Genomic DNA, 20359 nt, shown 5'->3' on the forward strand with positions numbered 1-20359 from the left:
CGCATCCACCCCACCCGAGCCCCTCGAAGTGGCCCACCGGCGAACCACCTGGCCAACCCGTGGGCCACTCTCCACCCGCATCGGTCGTGCATCCCCGCGAAATCCTTCACCCGACCTACTGGCACGGGATCCGCAGATCAGCCCTTCGTGCTGTCGTCGCTGCACGAGATCCTGGTCGAGCTGCTCCGCCGCTCGCCGGGTCTACTGCGTCACTACCTCGGCGACCGCCTTCCTCCGCTTGCCGACGAGGGTCTGACGTTCGACACCGACCACAATCGTGGCAGCAATGTGATCGAGGTGGGCAAGGATCTCGTTCTCAAGGTCGTCGACCGCACCGGCAACCTCCTGTGCGCCCTGGTCATCGAGGTCCAGCTCGCCCGCGATGACGCCAAGGCCCGCACCTGGGCGCTCTACGCGGCTTGGGCTCACTATCGCCTGCGTTGCCCCGTGCACGTGGTCGTGCTTGCCCTCGACCGCACGGTGGCCGAGTGGGCCGCTGGACCCTTCTGTATCGGTGACATGACCTTGCGTCCGTGGGTGATCGGTCCTGAGCAGATCGAGCCCATCACCTCGGTCGATGAGGCGCGGAAGTCCATCGAGCTGGCCTTCATCTCCGGCATGGCCCATCGCGACTCACCCATCGCCGCGGACGTGGGACGTGCGTTGTGGCGTGCCTTGGCATCGAAGGAACACGAGCATGGCGATCTGATTTGGGATATATACATTTCGTTCATCGACACGGAGTTGAGGAGGACGATCGAGATGGAACTGAGCAATTGGAAGCCCCAGAGTGACTGGGGGCGGAGGCTCTACGAAGAGGGCCAGCAGGACGGCGAGGCCCGGGGCGAGGCACGCGCGTTGCTGACGATCTTGGAGACGCGTGGCATGGGCCTCACCAACGAGCAGATCGAGCGGGTGGAGTCGTGCCGCGACGTGGGACGGCTCGATGCGTGGCTACGCCGTGCCGCTACGGCAACCACCGCGACGGAAATCTTCGACGGTGCGTAGCGTTGGGTCGCGGCCGCCGGCCCTGCAAGCCGCCACCCTCCGCCATCCCCGCCGTCGACACCACCGCCTCGCCATCGGTACGCTTGTCCTTGGTGCCCCGCTCCTGCCCGCTCGCGCTCGCCGCCTGCTCCGCGCGCGAGATCGAGGAGGAACAGCCGAGCCGACGGCACCTCGCCGCGCAGTGGTGCGAGGACCACTGCACCTTCTGGTACGACTGCGAGCCGCTCCTCCAGGGGCGGCCCGTGAGCGAGTGTCGCGAGAGTTGCGAGGCCGACGAGGCATGGCGACGGCACCACCCACGAGCGACGATTCCTGCGCCAGCGCTGAGGTCGGGCACTTGGCCAAACATCGCGCCGTACCCTCGTCCCCACGACCCACGTCTTCGCGCAAACCCCCGCGCAGGCGGCCGAAGATCGACACCCACACACGATGGCCAACGGGCGGACCACCCTTTCGAGAGGCACCCACTCTCCACCGCGAAACCCCTCCAAGCCGCCTCCCATCGCCGATCTACGCCCCTGCATCCACCCCACCCGAGCCCCTCGAAGTGGCCCACCGGCGAACCACCTGGCCAACCCGTGGGCCACTCTCCACCCGCATCGGTCGTGCATCCCCGCGAAATCCTTCACCCGACCTACTGGCACGGGATCCGCAGATCAGCCCTTCGTGCTGTCGTCGCTGCACGAGATCCTGGTCGAGCTGCTCCGCCGCTCGCCGGGTCTACTGCGTCACTACCTCGGCGACCGCCTTCCTCCGCTTGCCGACGAGGGTCTGACGTTCGACACCGACCACAATCGTGGCAGCAATGTGATCGAGGTGGGCAAGGATCTCGTTCTCAAGGTCTTCGACCGCAACGGCAACCTCCTGTGCGCCCTGGTCATCGAGGTCCAGCTCGCCCGCGATGACGCCAAGGCCCGCACCTGGGCCCTCTACGCGGCCTGGGCTCACTATCGCCTGCGTTGCCCCGTGCACGTGGTCGTGCTCGCCCTCGACCGCACCGTGGCCGAGTGGGCCGCTGGACCCTTCTGTATCGGTGACATGACCTTGCGTCCGTGGGTGATCGGCCCTGAGCAGATCGAGCCCATCACCTCGGTCGATGAGGCGCGGAAGTCCATCGAACTGGCCTTCATCTCCGGCATGGCCCATCGCGACTCACCCATCGCCGCGGACGTGGGACGTGCGTTGTGGCGTGCCTTGGCATCGAAGGAACACGAGCATGGCGATCTGATTTGGGATATATACATTTCGTTCATCGACACGGAGTTGAGGAGGACGATCGAGATGGAACTGAGCAATTGGAAGCCCCAGAGTGACTGGGGGCGGAGGCTCTACGAAGAGGGGCAGCAGGACGGCCATCGAGAGGGCGAGGCCAAGGGAGAGGCGCGCGCGTTGCTGACGATCCTGGAGACGCGCGGCATGGGCCTCACCACCGAGCAACTCGAGCGCGTGGAGTCGTGTCGCGACATGGGACGGCTCGATGCGTGGCTACGCCGTGCGGCTACGGCAACCACCGCGACGGAGGTCTTCGACGGGGCGTAGCACCGCCGTCGTCGGCTGCTCCTGGCCCTGCGGCGGTTCGTGATGGCGCTGCGGTGATCCGATCGCCGGGCCGCGGGAACTCTCCCGTCGATGCCCCATCATCACGACTCCTCCCCACAGGCGCAGGCGCTGCCTCGGTGCGTCCTGCTGCTCCCCTTGGCGCTCGCGGCTTGCACGGACGCAAGCGATCCCACCGCCACCACCGAGCCGCTGGCCTGGCGCGACGGCACCGGGAGCGGCAGCGAAGGCGGCGAGAGCAGCGAAGGCCTCCCCGGTGGTCCCGGCGAGGTGTTCCCACCGCCCTATGCGGTCCCGGGTCAGTGGACCTTCGACGAGCCGGTGTGCGGGGTGGAGCCCGACCCGACCGGCGGAGGCATTGCGCAGCAGCTGGGGATCGACCCACCGATTCCGCCGCAGCCGTACGTGGTGCCGAGCTGCACCCCGCTCCAAGAAGCCAACGACGACTGCCGGGTCGTGCACGATGCCGCAGAGCTCCAGCAGGCTGCGCTCCTCGATCCCGGCAAGAACATGGACATCATCCTCGACGATGGCTACTACCTCGAGAGCGGCCTCGACGACCTCGTCCCCCACCCGGCGCCGTACCTGTCGCTCGCACGGGCGCACCGCCTGTGGGCCAAGGACGCAGGCCAGGCGATCCTGACGTTCGGCGTCGTCGCGGGCGGCAACTACTGCAACCCGGCGATCGCGGCGAAGTTCGACGGACCCGAGTTCCACGGCCTCGTGTTCGACATCATGCAGGCCGAGCACGCGGTCCCGCTCAACGCGCAGCCCAACGCGCCCACGTCGGCGCTCATGGCCTGGGGCCACTCGCGGGGGATGAAGGTGCACGACTGCTGGTTTCGCGGCTGGGACGCGGTCGACCGCGCGATCTCGGCGCTGCGACCCGATGGCCTGGAGATCGCGCGGGTGGAGGTGCTGAACTTCGAGCGCTTCGGAATCCTGGTCGAGCTCGGCTGGCCACCCCCCGAGGTCTGCGCGGCGGGTCCCGCCCCGGTGGTGGTCGGGGATCCGGCACGGCTGTCCGATCTGGCCATCCACGGCATCGGTGACCCGGAGTGGTCGAGCCAGGAGGTCGATCCCTTGTGTGGCAACGGGGCCGGGCCAGGGGCGTACTGTCCCGGGACGCAGGAGCACGGGATCTGGATCGGCGAGACCACGCAGGTGGATCGCGCTCGGATCCGAGACGTCGCCTGGACCGGCATCCTCGTGGGCGACGACGAGGATCCGATCCACCGCGTCACGCTGCGCGACGTGGACGTGGACGATCAGGGCTCCAACGAGGACGGCTGGGGCTCCGGGATCGGATTCGAGGCGGGCACCGACGGGACCACGCTCGAGCAGTTCTGCATCGGGCCCAACGTGCGCCGGGGTGTACACGCCGAGTGGAACCACCACGGAGATGCACTGGACAACGTGAACCTCACGATCGCCGACGGCTGGTCGCGGGCCAAGTACTTCGGCATCACCCTCGACAGCGGGACGCAGGACACCTCGATCATCGACGTCCTGATCGACGAGGCGTGCCTGGCCTCGACGGCGATGCGCAACAACAACGACATCCTCCCCTACGACGACTGCTGCACCACGACGACGTGGACCAACCTCGACGACTCGGGCGCCACCAATGCATGCGAGGTGCTGTCGGGCAACCCTCCGCCCCTTGCCCAAGTGCTGGACGAGCCCGACTGCACGGAGCTCCAGGCGCAGCTCGTTCCCAGCTGTGCCCCCTTCGTCGACTCGGACACCGCGTGCCTGGAGGTCGGGGGCATGGACGCCTGCCCCCCGTAGCGCCCCGAAGGCGTCGGCACGTAGAATGCGCACCGCGGCCTCCCGGGCCCCTCGAACGCGGTATCCTTCGCGAGCCGACGCCCGCGGACGCGCGTCGATGCCCGCGCAATGGTGACCACCGACAGCGACGACGCAATGACCGTACCGGTCGGCGACGGCGAGGCGTCGCTGCCCGGTGACGACGCCGCGAGCCTGCACGAGCAGACCCCCGAGGTCCTTCGCGAGCGCTACGCGCTGGGGGAGGTGCTCGGCCGCGGTGGCCTGGGCGTGGTGATCGCGGCGCTCGATCGACAGCTGAAGCGACGGGTGGCGATCAAGCTGATCCGCGCCGCCGCGTACGTGGCCGACGAGCGCTCGCGGGCCGCCGACCGCATGCTGCTGGAGGCCCGGGCGCTGGCGCAGCTCTCCCACGAGAACGTGGTCTCGGTGTTCGACGTGGGCTCCTACGCGCTGGGCGACGGCGAGCGGGGGGTGTTCGTGGTGATGGAGCTGCTCGAGGGACCGTCGCTTTCGCAGTGGCTCGGCACGACTCCCCCGGTCAGCGAGATCCTGCGGGTGTTCCGGCTCGCGGGCGAAGGCCTCGCCGCGGCCCATCGACGCGGCCTGGTTCACCGCGACTTCAAGCCCGCCAACGTGGTGCTCGATGCCCGCGGGATCCCCAAGGTCGTCGACTTCGGCCTCGCCCTGATCGCCCAGCCGGGCTGGGAATCGCTCCGGGGCACCGACCCGTCGGGGAGCGCAAGCAGCTCCAGCGCGGTGATGATGGTGGCGCCGCGAGTCACCCAGACGGGGATCGTGCTGGGGACGCCACGCTACATGGCACCCGAGCAGCACGCGGGCGAGTCGATCGGTCCGGCGGCGGATCAGTATGCGTTCTGCGCGAGCCTGTGGGAGGCCCTGCGCGGCGAGCCCGTGTTCGGCAGCAACACCTTCGATGGGCTCGCGCGGTCCAAGCTTCGCCGCCAATGGGCGCCGGCGACCGAAGACCGGACCCCCGCGGGGCTGGTGCCGGTGCTCCAGCGGGGCTTGTCGCCCGAGCCGGCCGAGCGCTGGCCCGACATGCCCGCGTTGCTGGTTGCGCTACGGTCTCGTCGCTCCGCTCGCTCGCGAGCGCTGGCGCTGCTGGGAGGCCTGGCCGCGGTGGGAGGCCTCGCGGTGGCGTGGGGCATGGGCGATCGCAGCGGCTGCGATGCGCCCCAGGGCCCGCTCACCACAGAGGTCCGCACGGCGCTCGAGCGGCGGCTGTCGACCAGCGCCTCGGCGCAGGAGCTGGCCCTCATCGAGGCCCGCGCCAGTCAGCGCGCCACGGACATCGTCGACGGCTTCGTGCGCGCCTGCGAGGCTCATCGCGACGGGACGCTCGATGCCACGGGGCTCGATCGCCGCGTGGCGTGCCTGCGCCGCTCCTCGGACGCCCTGGAAGGAGCGCTGGCCATCATCACCGAGTCCGAGACCCTCACCCCCGACAAGGCATTCGACACCATCGCAGGGCTCGGTCCCGTCGCGGACTGCGACGACGACGGTCGCCTCGCGCAGCAGCTGCCGCCGCCGTCCGATCCCGAGGTCGCCGCGGCGGTCGACGAGCTCCGTGGTGAGATGAGCCGCGTGGAGAGCCTCGACGACATGGGGCGCACGCAAGAGGCGGCCGAGCGGCACGCGCAGGCGCTGGCCCGGGCCGAGGGGCTCGGCTACCGACCGCTCGTGGTCGAGCTGATCGTGCAAGGGGCCAACCGCGCGCTGGCGGACGGCCGGTTCGAGCCGGCCAAGGAGCTGCTCGAGCGCGCGCTGATGGAGGCCCAAGAGCTGGGCCACGATGCGATCGCGGCCCAGGCCGCGTCGGCGCTGGTGTTCGTGGTGGGGAACGGCCTGTCGCGTCACGACGAGGGGCTGCGCCTCGCCGAGACGGCGCTGGCCCTCGTCCACCGCGCGGGAGATCCACCCCGCACCCTCGCGCGCCTGCACGGAGCCATCGGCGGGATCGAGGCCAACAAGCGCAACTACGCGGAGGGGATCCGCCAGTACGAGCGCGCGATCGAGATCCTCGGTGCCGGCACCGAGCCCGACCCGGGCGAGCTGACCGTGCTGCTCGGCGGCCTGGCCATCACCTTGCAGCACAAGGGCGACCTCGAGGCTGCGGCCGAGAAGCAGCGGCAGGTGCTGGCGATCCGCGAAGAGATGCTGGTGCCCACCCATCCCGCGATCGGCGTCGCGGCGCTCAACCTCGGCAACACGCTCACCAAGCAGCAGAAGTGGGAGGAAGCCGAGGCGCTGCTGCTGCGCGCGATCGAGAGCTTCGAACGCCCGAGCCAGCCCACGATCAAGCTGGCCTACCCGCTGGTCAGCCTGGGCGTGGTGTACAAGAAGCAGGGCCGCTACGACGAGGCGGCTGCGCTCTACGAGCGCGCCATCGAGGTGGTCGAGCAGGTCCATGGTCCCAATCACTCGCTGGTGGGTCAGTGCCTGATCAACCTGGCCAACGTGGAGAAGCGGCGAGGCAACCTCGAGCGTGCGCGCGAGCTGGGACGGGCGGCGGTGCGCTCGGTGGAGGGACGGATGGGCGACGAGAGCCCCGAGCTGGCCTCGCCGCTGATCGATCTGGCCGACATCGAGGTCCAGCTCGGTGCGCTCGACGTGGCTCGACGCGACTACGCTCGAGCCATCGCGATCCTCGAGGCCGGGGGGCACGCCGATCGCGAGCTCGCGGCCGCGCTGACCGGCCTGGGCAACCTCCAGCGGGATGCAGGCGAGCTCGACGAGGCGCGGGTCGGCCTGTCGCGGGCGCGGGAGATCCTCGGGGAACGCGAGCACATCGACCTGCCCCACACCCTGCTCGCCCTGGGCAAGCTGGAGCGACGCGCGGGCCGGCCCGAGGAGGCCGAGGCGCTGCTGCGCGAGGCGCTGGGCGGTCTGGAGCGCCTGCCCGACGCCAAGGGGGCGGCCGACGAGGCCCGCCTCCAGCTGGCGCAGCTCGAGAGGGAACGCGGGCGATGAGCCTCGACTTGCAGTCCACGCTGTGGCAGGCCGCCGACAAGCTCCGCAACAACCTCGACGCCGCCGAGTACAAGCACGTGGTGCTGGGGCTCGTGTTCCTCAAGTACGTCTCCGATGTCTTCGAGGATCGGCGTGCTCGGCTCGAGGCCACGCGTGATGCGGGCACCGACCCGGAGTCGCCGGGCGCGTATCGGGCCAAGGGCAGCTTCTGGGTGCCTCCGACGGCCCGCTGGGCGAGTCTCGAGGCGCGGGCCGGAGCGCCGGGCATCGGCAAGCGAGTCGACGCCGCAATGGCGGCGATCGAGCGCGACAACCCCGTGCTCGCGGGCGTGCTGCCCCGCGGCTACGGCCGGCCCGGACTCGACCAGCGGCGGCTCGGGGAGCTGGTCGCGCTCATCGGTGGGATCGGGCTTGGCGAGGCCAGCGGCGGCTCTCGCGACCTGCTCGGGCACGTCTACGAGTACTTCCTGGGCCAGTTCGCCTCGGCCGAGGGCAAGCGGGGCGGGCAGTTCTACACGCCGCAGTGCGTGGTCCGGCTGCTGGCCGAGCTGCTCGCGCCCTACGAGGGGCGGGTGTTCGACCCGTGCTGCGGGTCGGGCGGGATGTTCGTCTCGAGCGAGACGCTCGTGCAGGCCCACGGCGGCCGGCTCGAGGACATCGGCGTCTTCGGGCAGGAGAGCAACCCGACCACGTGGCGGCTGGCGAGGATGAACCTGGCCATTCGAGGGATCGACGGGGACCTCGGGCCGCGGTGGGGGGACTCGCTGCATCACGACCATCACGCCGACCTGCGGGCGGACTACGTGCTGGCGAACCCGCCGTTCAACGACCGCGACTGGGGCGGGGACCGGCTGCGCGAGGACCCGCGGTGGCGGTACGGGGTACCGCCGGTCGGCAACGCCAACTTCGCATGGGTGCAGCACATCATCCATCACCTCGCGCCGGCCGGCATCGCGGGGATCGTGCTCGCCAACGGGAGCATGTCGTCGCAGCAGTCGGGGGAGGGGAGGATCCGCCGGGCGATCGTCGAGGCCGATCTGGTCGACTGCATGGTGGCGCTGCCGGGGCAGCTGTTCCATTCGACGCAGATCCCGGTGTGCCTTTGGGTGCTCGCGCGCGACAAGCACGGCGGCCGGGGCGTGCGTGGACGGGCGATGCGGGATCGCAGCACGCAGACGCTGTTCATCGATGCGCGCAAGCTCGGGACGATGCTCGACCGGGTACACCGGGAGCTGACCGGTGACGACCTCGAGCGGATCGCCGATGCCTATCACCGGTGGCGCGGGGACGCCGGGGCCGAGTACCGAGACGTGCCGGGGTTCTGCCGCAGCGTCGCGACCGCGGAGATCGCCGCGCAGCGGTTCGTGCTCACCCCCGGGCGCTACGTGGGGGTCGAGGCCGCACCCGCGACCGAAGGGGAAGCGTTCGAGGACGAGATGGCGCGGCTTCGGGCCACGCTGGAGGAGCAGCTGCGAGCAGGCAAGCGGCTCGAGCGCTCCATCCTCGAGGCGCTCTCGGAGCTCGGTCATGGCCGGTAGCACGCGTCGCTCGACGGTCGGCGACCACGCGACGCTGCAGCGCGGCACGACGTACGAAGGCATGCTCGTGGGGCGGCCGGGACCGGCGCTGCTGGGCCTGGGGTCGATCGAGCCGGGTGGTGGCTTTCGATGCGATCCCAAGACCTACGGAGGCGACTGCCCGGAGCACCTGATGCTCGCCCCCGGCGATCTGTATGTCGCGCTCAAGGGCGCGACCAAGGACGGCACCATGATCGGATCGGTGGCTCGGGTCCCGTCGGCGGTGCCCTCGGGTCGCCTGACGCAGGACACGGCCAAGCTCGAGCTGCTCGATCCCGACCCGATCGTGGCGAGCCATCTGTACTGGACCCTGCGCACGCCCCAGTATCGAGCGTACTGCGAGGGGCACGCGACCGGGAGCGCCGTCGTCGGTCTGTCCCGGCACGACCTGCTGGCCTACCCCGTTCCGCCGCTCGATGCCGTGAGGCGCACCGCGGTCCGCTTGCTCGACGACCTCGAGGCCAAGATCGAGCTGAATCGCGCCACGAGCCACACGCTCGAGGCGATGGCCTCGACGCTGTTTCGCGCGTGGTTCGTCGACTTCGAGCCCGTCCGCGCCAAGGCCCGGGGCAGGGCACCCGCGGGCATGGATGCCGAGGTCGCCGCGCTGTTTCCCTCGGCGCTCGAGGCTTCGACCCTCGGTCCGATCCCGAAGGGATGGACGCCCGGTCGCCTCCGGGACGCGGCGGCGCTCAATCCCTCGCGCCCCCTGAGCAGAGGGACCTTGGCGCCTCATGTCGAGATGGCGCGGATCCCCACCGTGGGTCATCGCGCGTCGGCGTGGCCGCTGCGAGCGGTCGGCTCGGGGGCGCGCTTCACCAACGGCGACGCGCTGCTCGCTCGCATCACCCCCTGCCTCGAGAACGGCAAGACCTGCTTCGTGGACTTCCTGGCGCCGGGCCAGATCGCCTGGGGCTCGACGGAGTACATCGTGCTGCGTGCCCGTCCCCCGCTGCCGCCCGTGTGGGCGTACTTGCTGGCCCGCGAGCCGAGCTTTCGCGAGTTCGCGATCCAGCGGATGCAAGGCACCACGGGACGCCAGCGGGTGCCGGCCGCCGCGCTGGGGGCGTACCCGGTGGTGCTCCCCAGCGAGCCGGTCGCAGCGGCCTTCGGCCGCATCGTCGAGGCGCTGTTCCACGAGATCCGCGCCCTCGACGAGCAGAGCGGGACGCTGGCGAGCATGAGCGGCGCGTTGCTGTCGCGTCTCGCCGGCGGCGCGCTCACGGCAGGCGACGGCGCGCCGCATCGGCTACGATGAATCCCTCGTCTGGATTGGACTTCACATGCGCATTGCGTCCCTCGTATTCGTCGTGCTGCTTGCCGCCTGCCCGGGCACTCCCTCGGAGGAGTCCTCCGGAAGTTCCGAGACCTCGGAGACCACCGAGCCCATCACGACCAGCACGTCCTCCTCCGGTGTCACGTCCACCACGGATGCCACGACCGTGGGCTCGGCCGACGAGACCAGCTCGGGTACGGGCATCGATCCCACCGCGGGCTCCGTGTGCGAGCCGCAGCCGGAGGACCTCACCTTCTACGTCTCCATCTCGCCCTACGAGCCTCCCGAGGGCACCTTCTTCCTCACCATCGATGCCGCCTGCGTGGTGCAGGGGGTGACCGACGAGGGCGATGTTCGCACCTTCGCGCTGGAGTGCGACGAGGACGGCATGATGGTCCCCCACGATCTCGAGGTGGTGCACGGCAACGGCCCGCTGGATCTACCCATGACGGTGGGTACGCCCATCCACCTGCGGGTGGCCAAGGACTTCCCGATCGACTACGGCGGGTTCACCTACATCGTGGTGCGCAGCGAGACCGACGAGCTGTTGCTGGGCTACTACGGGGGCGGCGAGATTCCTCCCATGCTCGGCGTCGACGTCGACCCGTGGTTCGCCCCGCTGACCTACGCGCTGGCGTTCGGCGACTGCGATCCCGAGCCCTACGAGGAGCCGGGCATGTTCATCCAGGAGCCGTGCCCCGCCCAGCTCACGCGGCTCGCGGTGGACTTCCTCATTGGCGACGACGGGATCCACCTGCTCGATCGCACCTCGGGCCAGCTCGGCCCGTGGTCGCTGTTCGTGCTGGGGGCCCGGCACCTCGATCCCCAGATGGGCAGCTGCGATCTGCCGATCGACGCGTTCGCCTTCGTGGCCTACCAGCCGGGATGAAGAACCCCGCGGGGTTCCCGGGTGTCCAACGCGACCATGGCGACCAACGACGAGGGGCTCCTTCCAGTGCTGGCCGTCGCCGTGCTGCTCGGCGGTGGAGTGGCGGCGTGGCTCATGACCCGGCCCGATGCTGCGCCCGACCAGGGCAAGCCCACGCCGGTTGCCGCACCCACGCCCGTGGCCGAGGCGGCGGCCCCGACTCCCGCCCCGCCCACGCGGCAGGAGGCCTGGCGAGCCAAGCGAGAGCGCATCCGCGCCGCCTGGCACGGCCGCGGGGCCGAGCCGGCGGCGGCCGACGAGGACGAGGAGACCGACGCCGTCGGCCACTGCACCGAGGAGTGCTGGGGCTCGCTGCAGCTTCAGCTGCGCCTGGCCGGTGCGATCGAGGGCTGCCGCGAGCTGCTGCCGCCACGGGCCCAGGGCAAGGCGCGGTTCTCGGCCAAGGTGCTCGCCGATCCCGAGCTCGGGTCGGTGGTCGACTCGGTGGAGGTGCTCGAGGACACGATCGCGGTCGACGAATTCCGCGAGTGCATCCTCGAGTCGGCCCCGCTGGCCGAGCTGGCAGATTCCACCGAGCCCGTCTCCGACGAATTCGTGTTCCGCTATACCGTGGGGACGCCGGGCGACAACGCGGTCGACTTCTTGCGCGACCACCCCGAGCTGGTCGAGCGCTTCCCCCGGCTCGCTGCGGTGCTCGAGCGCCCCATCGACGCCCCACCGAGCGACGAGGATGCGACCGCCTTCGCCCAGATCATCAGCACCGACGAGGCGGCGATGTCCGCGTTCGGCCAGTGGATGGTCGAGCAGGGGGTCGACCTCGCCCACGTGCGCGCCGACGATCCGTAGGCGTGGCCCGGGCCGGCTTTGGGATCATGTTCTGGGCGCTGATCGTGGCGCTGTTGGTCGTGGCGCTGTTTGGATCATGGCGGGCCTGACCGTGCGCGTCGGCCCGTGGTCTCCTTGGTCGCTCGCGGCTCGAGCCACTGCGGCGCGAGCATCGGGGTTGGCTCGGCCAGCCACCCGGTGGGCAAGCGCCCGAGCTGCCCCTCGTTCCCGCGCCCCCAGCACCGCACGCTGCCGCTTCGCTGACGCGCACAGGTGTGTGCATCACCGGCGGCGATCTCGACCACCTCGCGAAGACCCGGCACCCGCCGCGGCCCCGCCGAGCTCTTGCCCGCCGCGGCCGAGCCCAGCTGCTCGTTGCCGTTGTTCCCCCAGCACCACACCTGGCCCTTGGTCAGCGCGCAGGCGTGGTGAGTGCCGGCGGTGATCGCCTCCACCTCCTCCAGCGGATGGTCGAACGACGGCTCGTCGAGCTCCTTCTCCTTCCAGCACCGCACGCGGCCGGCCCTGGTGCGCACGCACAGCTGGCCGTCGCCCTCGGCGATCTGTGCCGCATCGTCGAGGGCGGGCAAGCGTCGCGCAGGCGCGCTGAGGGTGGCCGACAGCTCCCAGCAGTCCACCTTGCCGTCGCGTCGCACGGCACAGCCGTGCTCCTTGCCCACCGCCACGTCCACCGCCTCGGAGATCGAGCTGACGAGGATTGGCGCGGGAGCCTTGCCCGAGACCGGCCGCCAGCAGTGCACGTGCCCGTCGCTGGTCACGGCACAGGCGAAGGCATTCGAATCGGCTGCCACCGCCTTGGAGACCACGAGGGTGGTCGGTCCGACCTCGTGCATCTCCGCGGTCGAGCGCCAGCATCGGAGCTCGTCGCCCGAGGTGCGGGCGCAGGGACCCACGGTCAGCAGCTGCACGAGCCCGGCGTGAGGTGAGGGGCGAGGCTCGGCGAAGGCGGTCACCGTGTGGGTGTTGGGGAGCTCGTGCTGGCCCCAGCAGACCATCGATCCATCCTCTCGACCCGCGCAGGTGTCCTGGCCGAACGGCATCAGCCGCCCCACGCCCTGCGTCGCCACCGGAGGGATCCCGCGCGGGGGTGGGCCTCCTCCGCGGACCCGCCCCGCAGGGTCCTGACCCCAGCAACGAGCCGTGCCATCGCGGAGGATGGCGCAGGACAGATCGCGGGTCAGCACCACGTCGGTCGCTTCGGTGATGCCAGGGATGACGCGGGGAGTGGCCACGGCCGTGGTTCCGCTGCCCACGGTCCCGAAGCGGTCGCTGCCCCAGCAGGCCACGCGCCCATCACCGAGCACGGCGCAGGCGTGGGCCCACCCGGCGTCGATCGCCACCGCCCCGTCGATGTCCAGCACCTTCACGGCAGACAGCGAGCTGCGCGTGGTTCCGTGCCCGAGCTGTCCCTGGTCACCGTCACCCCAGCAGAACACGTGACCTCGCTTGGTACGTGCGCAGGCGAAGGTATCGCCCGCGGCGACCTCGACCGGCTCGGGAACCCCGTCGATGTCGACGAGGTCGGTCCACGCGGTCATGAGGTCGTCCTCGTACGCCGCATCGCACTCGAACTCGCCGTGTTCCTCGTCGCAGTAGTCGTCCTCGTCCTCGTCCTCGTCCTCGTCCTCGTCGCCCTCGTCGCATTCGACCTCGTCGTAGCATTGCTCTTGGGCCCGATCGGCACGATCGACGTGGATGGGATCGGAGCCCGAGCAGGCCAAGCGCCCCCCGGCCATCACCACGCACACGAAGTCCTCGCCGGGATCGAAGGCGATCACCTCGTGGGCGACCTCGTGGCGCTCCATCCACGGTGGATCCTCCTCTGCCTCGTCGTGGTGCTCGTAGGGATCCTCGAGGGGCTCCTCGTAGGTCCAGCACACCAGCGAGCCCGAGCGCTCGTTGGCGCAGACGGTGGTGCCGTGGATCCGCACCTCGGCCACGTCGAGCAGCGACGGCACCTCCTCGATGGGCCCCTCGACGGTCTCGCGATCGAGGGCGGGCGTGATGTCGTCCTCGTCGTGACCCCAGCAGCGCAGCGTCCCGCTGGACACGACGCAGATGCGATCGGAGCCGACGGCGAAGCCCTCGATGTCGCTGCCGGGCATCGACATCCGATCCTCGGGCGAGGCGGTCTCGCCGTTGGGCAGCAGCACGCCCTTGCCCCAGCACTGTAGGGTCTTGCCGCGGCGCATGCAGGCATAGCGGGTCTCGAGGCCGAGCTCGAGCGACCGCACGGTCCCGCCGTCTTGCTCGAGCGTTGGCGAGACCGGCGGCTGCGGAACCACCGGCCCCGAAGCAGGGCGACAGCCGACGCTCGTCCACCAGAGCCCGCCGAGGAGTACGAGCCGAGCCGTGAGCGAAACCATGGGCGCCCAGGATACCGCCCGTGTGGTGGAACACGGGATCCATGAGCTGCGATGAATGCGCAGTCGCGGACCGCGACGATCGGCCGCCACGAGGCTCGCGTGCCATGGGCGTCGTACCGCCCTTGTCTTGTGGAAGGCAGCCCCCGCTGCTAGCTAGGAACCCGTGCGAGGTTGGAAGCGCCCGTGGGGGCTCGCGGTGGCAGTGAGCGTGGTCGTCATGGGCTGCGTGCCCGACGAGCCCGAGCCCGAGCCCGATGTCTGGCAGATCGTGGCCGAGGACGTCCCCGGTGCGCTGCTCTCGGTGTGGGGCACCAGCCGCTCCGATGTCTGGGTGGTGGGCGCGGACGCGCGCGATGGTCAGGGGCCCACCGTGCTGCACTTCGACGGGCAGGGCTGGGAGCGCGTGGCGACCGGCCAGACCCAGGGCGATCTGTGGTGGGTGTTCGGCTTCGAGGACGGGCCGATCTACATGGGTGGTGATGGTGGGGTGATCCTGCGTCACCAACCTGGCGATGGCCCCGGCAGCTTCACCCTCATGGACACGCCGGGAACCGAGACCGTGTTCGGGATCTGGGGCGCGTCGCCGGACGACGTGTGGGCCGTGGGCGGAGCATCCGAGTCGGCGGGCGGCTTTGCGTGGCGCCTACGAGGCGACGTGTGGATGCCCGAGCCCTCGGTGCCAGCCGATGTGGCGATGGGCGCGGCGATCTGGAAGATGTATGGCGCGTCGGGAAGCGACGCATGGGCCGTGGGCAGCAACGGCGTCGCCCTGCACTGGGACGGCAGCGCGTTCACCTCGGGCGACACGGGCGTGGGCACCTCGCTGTTCACCGTTCACGAGCGCGACGGCCACTATGCCGCCGTCGGTGGCCTCGCGTCCGGCTTCATCGTCGAGCACGACGGCAGCGGATGGACCAACGTCACGCCGACCGATGTACCGCCGATGGGGCTGTCCGGGGTGTCGCTCGGGCCCGACGGCACGGGGGTCGCGGTCGGGCTGTTCGGGGCGGTCTACGTGCGCGACGACGCGGGCTGGCAGCTCGCCGATCTCGACGAGGCGGGCACCCGGCAGAACCTCCACGGAACGTGGATCGACGACGAAGGCGGATTTTGGCTGGCCGGTGGGCAGACGCTGTCGCCCCCGTTCTCCGATGGGATCTTGTTACACTACGGGGGCTCGGTCCCCACTGGAGGCATATGAGACTACGTTCGAGACTCTTCGCGGTGCTCCTCCCCTCGACGGCCGTCGTGCTCGCGGCTGGCTGTGAGCAAGAAGACGCGGAGGACGTCGATCGCTCGTGCAAGGCGCTGCAGTCCGGCGAGGCCTGCACCTGGGCGGGCTTGGCCCTCGACGAGGGCTTCAATGGCGATGGCCTCCATCGGCGCAAGACCCTGGTGAGCCAGCCCCAGGATCTGCTGTTCATGCCCGACGGCACGGCCTGGTTCACCGACTTCAACAACTTCCTCATCCGGCGCGTGCTGACCGACGACACCGTCGAGACGATGGTCGGCTCGCAGGATCCGATCTTCCCCGGCGATGGTCCGCTCACGGGGGTGGCCCCCGGCGGTGCCGATGGCAGCGAGTGGATGCTCAACCACCCCACCAACCTGGTGCCCGCCCCCGACGGTTCGCTGCTCGTGGTGGCGTGGCACAACCACAAGCTGCTCACCGTCGATCCCGACGACGGCCACGTGACGGTGATGTGCGGCGGCGGGGCCGGGTTCGCGGGCGATGGTGGTCCCGCGACCGGGGCGCTGTTCAAGCAGGTCAACGATGCCACGGTCGACGAGGCCGGCAACATCTACCTCGTCGATCAGCAGAACCAGCGCATCCGCCAGATCGACGCCAATGGCGACATCGACACGATCGCAGGGGCCGGCAGCCGGGGCTACAGCGGTGATGGGGGGCCGGCGCTGGAGGCCGAGTTCTCGTGGGCGGTGGGCAGCAACCCCAACCCCTCGGGCGGCATCGTGCACCACCAGGGCAAGCTCTACATCTCCGACACCGAGGCCGACGTCATTCGCGTGATGGATCTGGGCAGCGGCCAGATCGACGCGTTCGCCGGGACGGGCGAGGAAGGCGACGGAGGCGACGGGGGCCCCGCCTTGCAGGCCAGGCTCAGCGCTCCACGAGACCTCGAGATCGGGCCCGATGGTCGCCTCTACTTCGCCGACACCGACAATGGTCGCGTGCGGGCGATCGACCTCGACAGCGGGATCATCGACACCGTGGTCGGCACCGGAGAGCTCGGCCTCGGCGAGGACGGCCTGCCGGCCACCGAGACCCAGCTGCGTCGCCCGTTCGGGATCGCGTTCGATCCCGACGGCAACCTCTACGTCATGGACACGCTCAACAGCCGGATCGTGAAGGTGGCCCGATGAAATCCCTCTGCTCGACCACCGCCCTGGCCACCCTCGTGCTGCTCGCCGCCGGCTGCGAAGAAGAAGGCCCGCCGCCGTGCGATCCCGACGTGGTGGGTACGATCTGCACGATCGCCGGCAGCGGCGAGAACGGCTACGACCGCGACGCCGAGGAGCACCCGCTGCCGGCGCTCGATGCCCGGTTCTCGCTGCCGCAGGACACCCTGACCGCCTCCGATGGCACCGTCTACATCCTCGACTGGAACAACCACCGCCTGCGTGCGCTCGAGGAGGAGCAGGTGCGGTGGGTGGCCGGTCGCGGCGAGCTCGGCGGCAGCCTCGACGATCCGGCCAACGGCGACTTCAACCACCCCACCAACATCATCTTCGACCAGACCGGCGAGAACATCGTGATGGCCGCCTGGCACAACTCGAAGATCCGCATGGTGAACCGCCTCACGGGCGATGTCACCGACAGCTGCGGTGATGGCAAGCGCGCCTACTTCGGCGACGACGGACCCGCGCTCACCTCGTCGCTCGATCTGCCGGCGAGCATCGCCTACGATCCGCAGGGCAACCTGGTGATCATGGATCAGGCCAACCAGGTGCTGCGCCACATCGACGGCGAGGGCATGATCCGCCTGCGCGCGGGGCAGTGCGTGATCGATGCGCCGGCGCCCAACGGCCCGGGGCTCTGCGCTCCGGGGGTCGACCCCGTGCCGTGCCCCGACGGGGACAACGGGCCCTCGGGCAAGTTCACCTGCGGCGATCCCATGGAGACCTGCGGCAAGCCATGCACGCCGGGGTACTCGGGCGACGACATCCCCGCGACCGAGCTGCGGATGGCGCAGCCGTTCGGCCAGTCGGCGCCGCCGGCCGGTCGGATCGCGTTCGACGCCCAGGGCAACCTCTACTTCGCCGACACGGGCAACCACCTCATCCGCATGATCGACACCGACGGCATCGTCCGCCGCGTGGCCGGGATCCCGCCCGTCGACGGCGTGCCGCAGAGCGGCTACGGGGGCGACGGTGGTCCTGCGACCGAGGCCCTGCTCGACTTCCCGGTGGACCTCGCCTTCGGCGACGACGGCACGCTCTACTTCACCGACGTGCGCAACCACTGCGTGCGGGCGATCGACCCGGGTGGCACGATCTCGACGGCGATCGGAGTCTGTGGCGAGCACGGCTTCGAGGGCGACGGCGGTCCTCCCGAGGAGGCGCTCATCAACCTGGCGTTCGGGATCGAGTACGTCGACGGACGGCTGCTGCTCTCGGACACCGGCAACAACGTGATCCGCTCGGTGCTGCTCCGATGAGCCATCGGCGTGCGTGCCGGCCCGATGGGCCGGCACGTTGGTCCAGGGTCCTCGTGCTGTGGGTGGTCCCGCTGCTGAGTGCATGCCCTGGCGATGACGGTGACGACGGTGGCCCCGCGCCGCTGTTCCCCGAGGACTACGACGCGAGCTACGTGGAGGTCCGCAACTGCCGGGGCAGCGGCGACCACGATCTCCACAACATCCGGATCCTCGTCGATCCCTCCGGCCTGGCCGCCTACGAGGGGCGGGCCGAGCCCTTCCCCGAGGGCTCGGTGGTGATGAAGGAGGAGTACGACTTCGGCGACGTGTCGTGCAGCGGCGAGATCGTGCAGTGGACGGTGATGCGCAAGCTTGCCGAGGGCAGCGGAGAGCCGACGCTGGGCTGGCAGTGGCAGGAGCTCGACCTCGACCGCCGCGTGGTGGAGGAGGATGGACAGCGCTGCATCGCGTGCCACACGGGCTGCGGCGTCCCGCCCGATGGCTACGACGGGACCTGCTCGATCCCTCCGTGAAAGCTCCGGGCCGGCGGTTGCATCGCCGTCTTGCGCCGCCTTGTGACCGCGGCAAGCGTGGCGCTACCCTGTCGCAGGAATGCCTCGCCCGATCCCCATCGGCGTCGACGACTTTCGGACGCTACGCGAGCGGGGCATGGAGTACGTCGACAAGTCGCACCTCATTCGTGAAATCCTGGACAAGGGAGCGCAGGCGCTCTTGCTTCCCCGTCCGCGGCGGTTCGGCAAGACGCTCGCCATGACCATGCTCCGCTGCTTCTTCGAGAAGCAGGACCACGATCTCACCCCGTTGTTCGCCGATCTCGCGATCTGGCACTCCGGCGAACGATATCGCGCTCACTTCCAGCGGTATCCAGTCATCTTCCTGACGCTCAAGGGCATCAAGCTCGAGACGTTCGAACTCGCGTGGGACGTGATCCGCAAGCGACTGGCCGGGCTGTTCGCAGAGCACCGTGCGTTGCTCGACAGCGGTCGCATGACGGACGAGGAAGTGCGGCGCTATCGACAGGTGCTCGACGGCAGCGCGGAGCTCTCGGCCTACGCGGATGCCTTGCTCGATCTGTCGAACTACTTGCACCGGGTCCACGGGGAGAAGGTCGTCATCCTCATCGACGAGTACGATGCGCCCATCCACGCCGGTGTTGCGGGCGGCTATCTGCGCGAGGTGCTCGACTTCTTCCGCCTGTTCTTGACGCAGGGGCTCAAGGGCAACCCGCACCTATTCAAGGCGGTGCTCACCGGGATCCTCCGCGTCGCCAAGGAGAGCATCTTCTCGGGGCTCAACAACCTGGCCGTCTACACGCTGTTGCGGCCGGACTTCGCGACTTGCTTCGGCTTCACCGAGCCCGAGGTCATGGCGCTGCTCGAGCGCGTGGGGCGGCGTGGCCGCATGGACGCGGTACGGGCCTGGTACAACGGCTATGTCTTCGGTGGAGAGGTGATCTACAACCCCTGGTCGATCATCAACTACATCGATGGTGCGGAATCCGAGCCCCGACCGTTCTGGGTCTCGACCAGTGCCAACGAGCTGGTTCGCGAGTCGCTGGTCAGACACGCAGCCACCGCTCACGATGACATTGCCGCCTTGCTCGAGGGGCGTGGCGTGCTGCGCCGGCTCGACGAGAACGTGGCACTCTCGGATCTCGACACGCGCGCCGACACATTGTTCGGCTTGCTGACGTTCTCGGGCTACCTCAAGGCGGACAAGCGTGTCGTCGATCCCGAGGACGAGCCCCACTACCTGCTCACCATCCCGAATCGAGAGGTCAAGCGGGTCTACACGTCGACGTTTCGCGAGTGGATGACCGACCGAATGGGTGGTGAGAGCGCGATGGAACGCCTCAAGCGCGCGCTGGTCGAGGGGGACGCGGAGGCCCTGGAGGACGAGCTGTCGGCATTCACCGGCAACGTGCTGAGCTACTACGACTTCCCGGCGGGGCGGGACTTCCCGGCGGGGCGGGACTTCCCGGCGGGGCGGGACTTCCCGGCGGGGCGGGACTTCCCGGCGGGGCGGGACGCTGGGGCTGGTCGCGATGCCTCACCCCGTCCCGAGCAGGTCTACCATGCGTTCGTGATCGGCTTGCTCGCCGCGCTGGACGCCGACTACGAGGTGCGGTCGAACCGAGAGTCCGGCGAGGGGCGCCCCGATGTCATGCTCCGGCCCAAGCAGCCGGGGAGGGCGGGGGTGGTGCTGGAGCTGAAGGTGGCGAGGGCGGGACGGAAGACGCTCGAGCAGGCGCTGTCCGAAGGGCTCGACCAGATTCGCGACCGCGACTACGGCCGCGAGCTGCGTGCCGCCGGGGTGAGCCCCGTGCACGGCTTCGCGGTGGCCTTCGATGGCAAGCAGGTGCGAGTGGCCGGGGCGTGAGC

Annotated in this window: 14 protein-coding genes; 13 read left to right on the plus strand and 1 reads right to left on the minus strand. The window is 69.9% G+C overall.

What is annotated here, in order from left to right; all coding sequences use genetic code 11:
* The first annotated feature begins 147 nt into the window (after positions 1-147).
* The 8 genes from OEB96_RS12010 (at position 148) to OEB96_RS12045 (ending at position 11935) form a co-directional block, all read left to right on the plus strand.
* Entirely contained in the window at positions 148-1008 is an 861-nt protein-coding gene (locus OEB96_RS12010; RefSeq protein WP_266215717.1) for a hypothetical protein, read from the plus strand.
* 666 nt (positions 1009-1674) lie between these two features.
* The gene (locus tag OEB96_RS12015; RefSeq protein WP_266215718.1) at positions 1675-2547 is read left to right on the plus strand and encodes a hypothetical protein; all 873 of its coding nucleotides are present in this window, start codon (positions 1675-1677) and stop codon (positions 2545-2547) included.
* A 90-nt stretch (positions 2548-2637) separates the two neighbouring features.
* Positions 2638-4356, plus strand: a complete 1719-nt coding sequence (locus OEB96_RS12020; protein ID WP_266215719.1) for a hypothetical protein — start codon at positions 2638-2640, stop codon at positions 4354-4356.
* A 108-nt stretch (positions 4357-4464) separates the two neighbouring features.
* Positions 4465-7347, plus strand: a complete 2883-nt coding sequence (locus OEB96_RS12025; protein WP_266215720.1) for a serine/threonine-protein kinase — start codon at positions 4465-4467, stop codon at positions 7345-7347.
* Positions 7344-8885 carry a class I SAM-dependent DNA methyltransferase gene (locus OEB96_RS12030; protein ID WP_266215721.1) on the plus strand — a complete coding sequence of 514 codons (1542 nt, stop codon included), beginning with the start codon at positions 7344-7346 and terminating at the stop codon, positions 8883-8885. The genes OEB96_RS12025 and OEB96_RS12030 overlap by 4 nt, the downstream gene beginning before the upstream one ends.
* Entirely contained in the window at positions 8875-10182 is a 1308-nt protein-coding gene (locus OEB96_RS12035; protein WP_266215723.1) for a restriction endonuclease subunit S, read from the plus strand. The genes OEB96_RS12030 and OEB96_RS12035 overlap by 11 nt, the downstream gene beginning before the upstream one ends.
* 25 nt (positions 10183-10207) lie before the next feature.
* Positions 10208-11089 (plus strand): hypothetical protein, encoded by an 882-nt coding sequence (locus OEB96_RS12040; RefSeq protein ID WP_266215724.1) that lies wholly within the window; start codon positions 10208-10210, stop codon positions 11087-11089.
* Between the two features lie 36 nt (positions 11090-11125).
* Complete coding sequence (locus OEB96_RS12045) at positions 11126-11935, plus strand: hypothetical protein (protein ID WP_266215725.1); 810 nt, start codon at positions 11126-11128, stop codon at positions 11933-11935.
* Positions 11936-12009: 74 nt separating this feature from the next.
* Here OEB96_RS12045 and OEB96_RS12050 read toward each other — a convergent pair whose 3' ends face one another.
* A complete protein-coding gene (locus OEB96_RS12050) occupies positions 12010-14301 on the minus strand; it encodes an RCC1 domain-containing protein (protein WP_266215726.1) in 2292 nt (763 codons plus the stop codon).
* Between the two features lie 163 nt (positions 14302-14464).
* On the opposite strand from OEB96_RS12050, the gene OEB96_RS12055 reads away from it, so the two are divergent.
* The 5 genes from OEB96_RS12055 (at position 14465) to OEB96_RS12075 (ending at position 20357) form a co-directional block, all read left to right on the plus strand.
* On the plus strand, positions 14465-15502 hold the full coding sequence (locus tag OEB96_RS12055; protein ID WP_266215727.1) for a beta propeller repeat protein: 1038 nt from the start codon (positions 14465-14467) through the stop codon (positions 15500-15502).
* A gap of 23 nt (positions 15503-15525) precedes the next feature.
* On the plus strand, positions 15526-16683 hold the full coding sequence (locus OEB96_RS12060) for an NHL domain-containing protein (protein WP_266215728.1): 1158 nt from the start codon (positions 15526-15528) through the stop codon (positions 16681-16683).
* Entirely contained in the window at positions 16680-17978 is a 1299-nt protein-coding gene (locus OEB96_RS12065; protein ID WP_266215729.1) for an NHL repeat-containing protein, read from the plus strand. Before OEB96_RS12060 ends, OEB96_RS12065 begins: the two co-directional genes overlap by 4 nt.
* Positions 17979-18031: 53 nt before the next feature.
* Positions 18032-18490 (plus strand): cytochrome P460 family protein, encoded by a 459-nt coding sequence (locus OEB96_RS12070; RefSeq protein WP_266215730.1) that lies wholly within the window; start codon positions 18032-18034, stop codon positions 18488-18490.
* 79 nt (positions 18491-18569) lie between these two features.
* Positions 18570-20357, plus strand: a complete 1788-nt coding sequence (locus OEB96_RS12075; protein ID WP_266215731.1) for an AAA family ATPase — start codon at positions 18570-18572, stop codon at positions 20355-20357.
* The last annotated feature ends 2 nt before the right edge of the window (positions 20358-20359 follow it).

The sequence above is a fragment of the Paraliomyxa miuraensis genome (genome assembly GCF_026337845.1).
Taxonomy (GTDB): Bacteria; Myxococcota_A; Polyangia; order Nannocystales; family Nannocystaceae; genus Paraliomyxa; species Paraliomyxa miuraensis.

What these genes read in the sequence shown, in the direction of transcription:
- OEB96_RS12020 (WP_266215719.1), top strand. Translation starts at nt 2,638, where the DNA reads ATGCCCCATCATCACGACTCCTCCCCACAGGCGCAGGCGCTGCCTCGG.
- OEB96_RS12025 (WP_266215720.1), top strand. Translation starts at nt 4,465, where the DNA reads ATGGTGACCACCGACAGCGACGACGCAATGACCGTACCGGTCGGCGAC.
- OEB96_RS12030 (WP_266215721.1), top strand. Translation starts at nt 7,344, where the DNA reads ATGAGCCTCGACTTGCAGTCCACGCTGTGGCAGGCCGCCGACAAGCTC.
- OEB96_RS12035 (WP_266215723.1), top strand. Translation starts at nt 8,875, where the DNA reads ATGGCCGGTAGCACGCGTCGCTCGACGGTCGGCGACCACGCGACGCTG.
- OEB96_RS12040 (WP_266215724.1), top strand. Translation starts at nt 10,208, where the DNA reads ATGCGCATTGCGTCCCTCGTATTCGTCGTGCTGCTTGCCGCCTGCCCG.
- OEB96_RS12045 (WP_266215725.1), top strand. Translation starts at nt 11,126, where the DNA reads ATGGCGACCAACGACGAGGGGCTCCTTCCAGTGCTGGCCGTCGCCGTG.
- OEB96_RS12050 (WP_266215726.1), bottom strand. Translation starts at nt 14,301, where the DNA reads ATGGTTTCGCTCACGGCTCGGCTCGTACTCCTCGGCGGGCTCTGGTGG.
- OEB96_RS12065 (WP_266215729.1), top strand. Translation starts at nt 16,680, where the DNA reads ATGAAATCCCTCTGCTCGACCACCGCCCTGGCCACCCTCGTGCTGCTC.
- OEB96_RS12075 (WP_266215731.1), top strand. Translation starts at nt 18,570, where the DNA reads ATGCCTCGCCCGATCCCCATCGGCGTCGACGACTTTCGGACGCTACGC.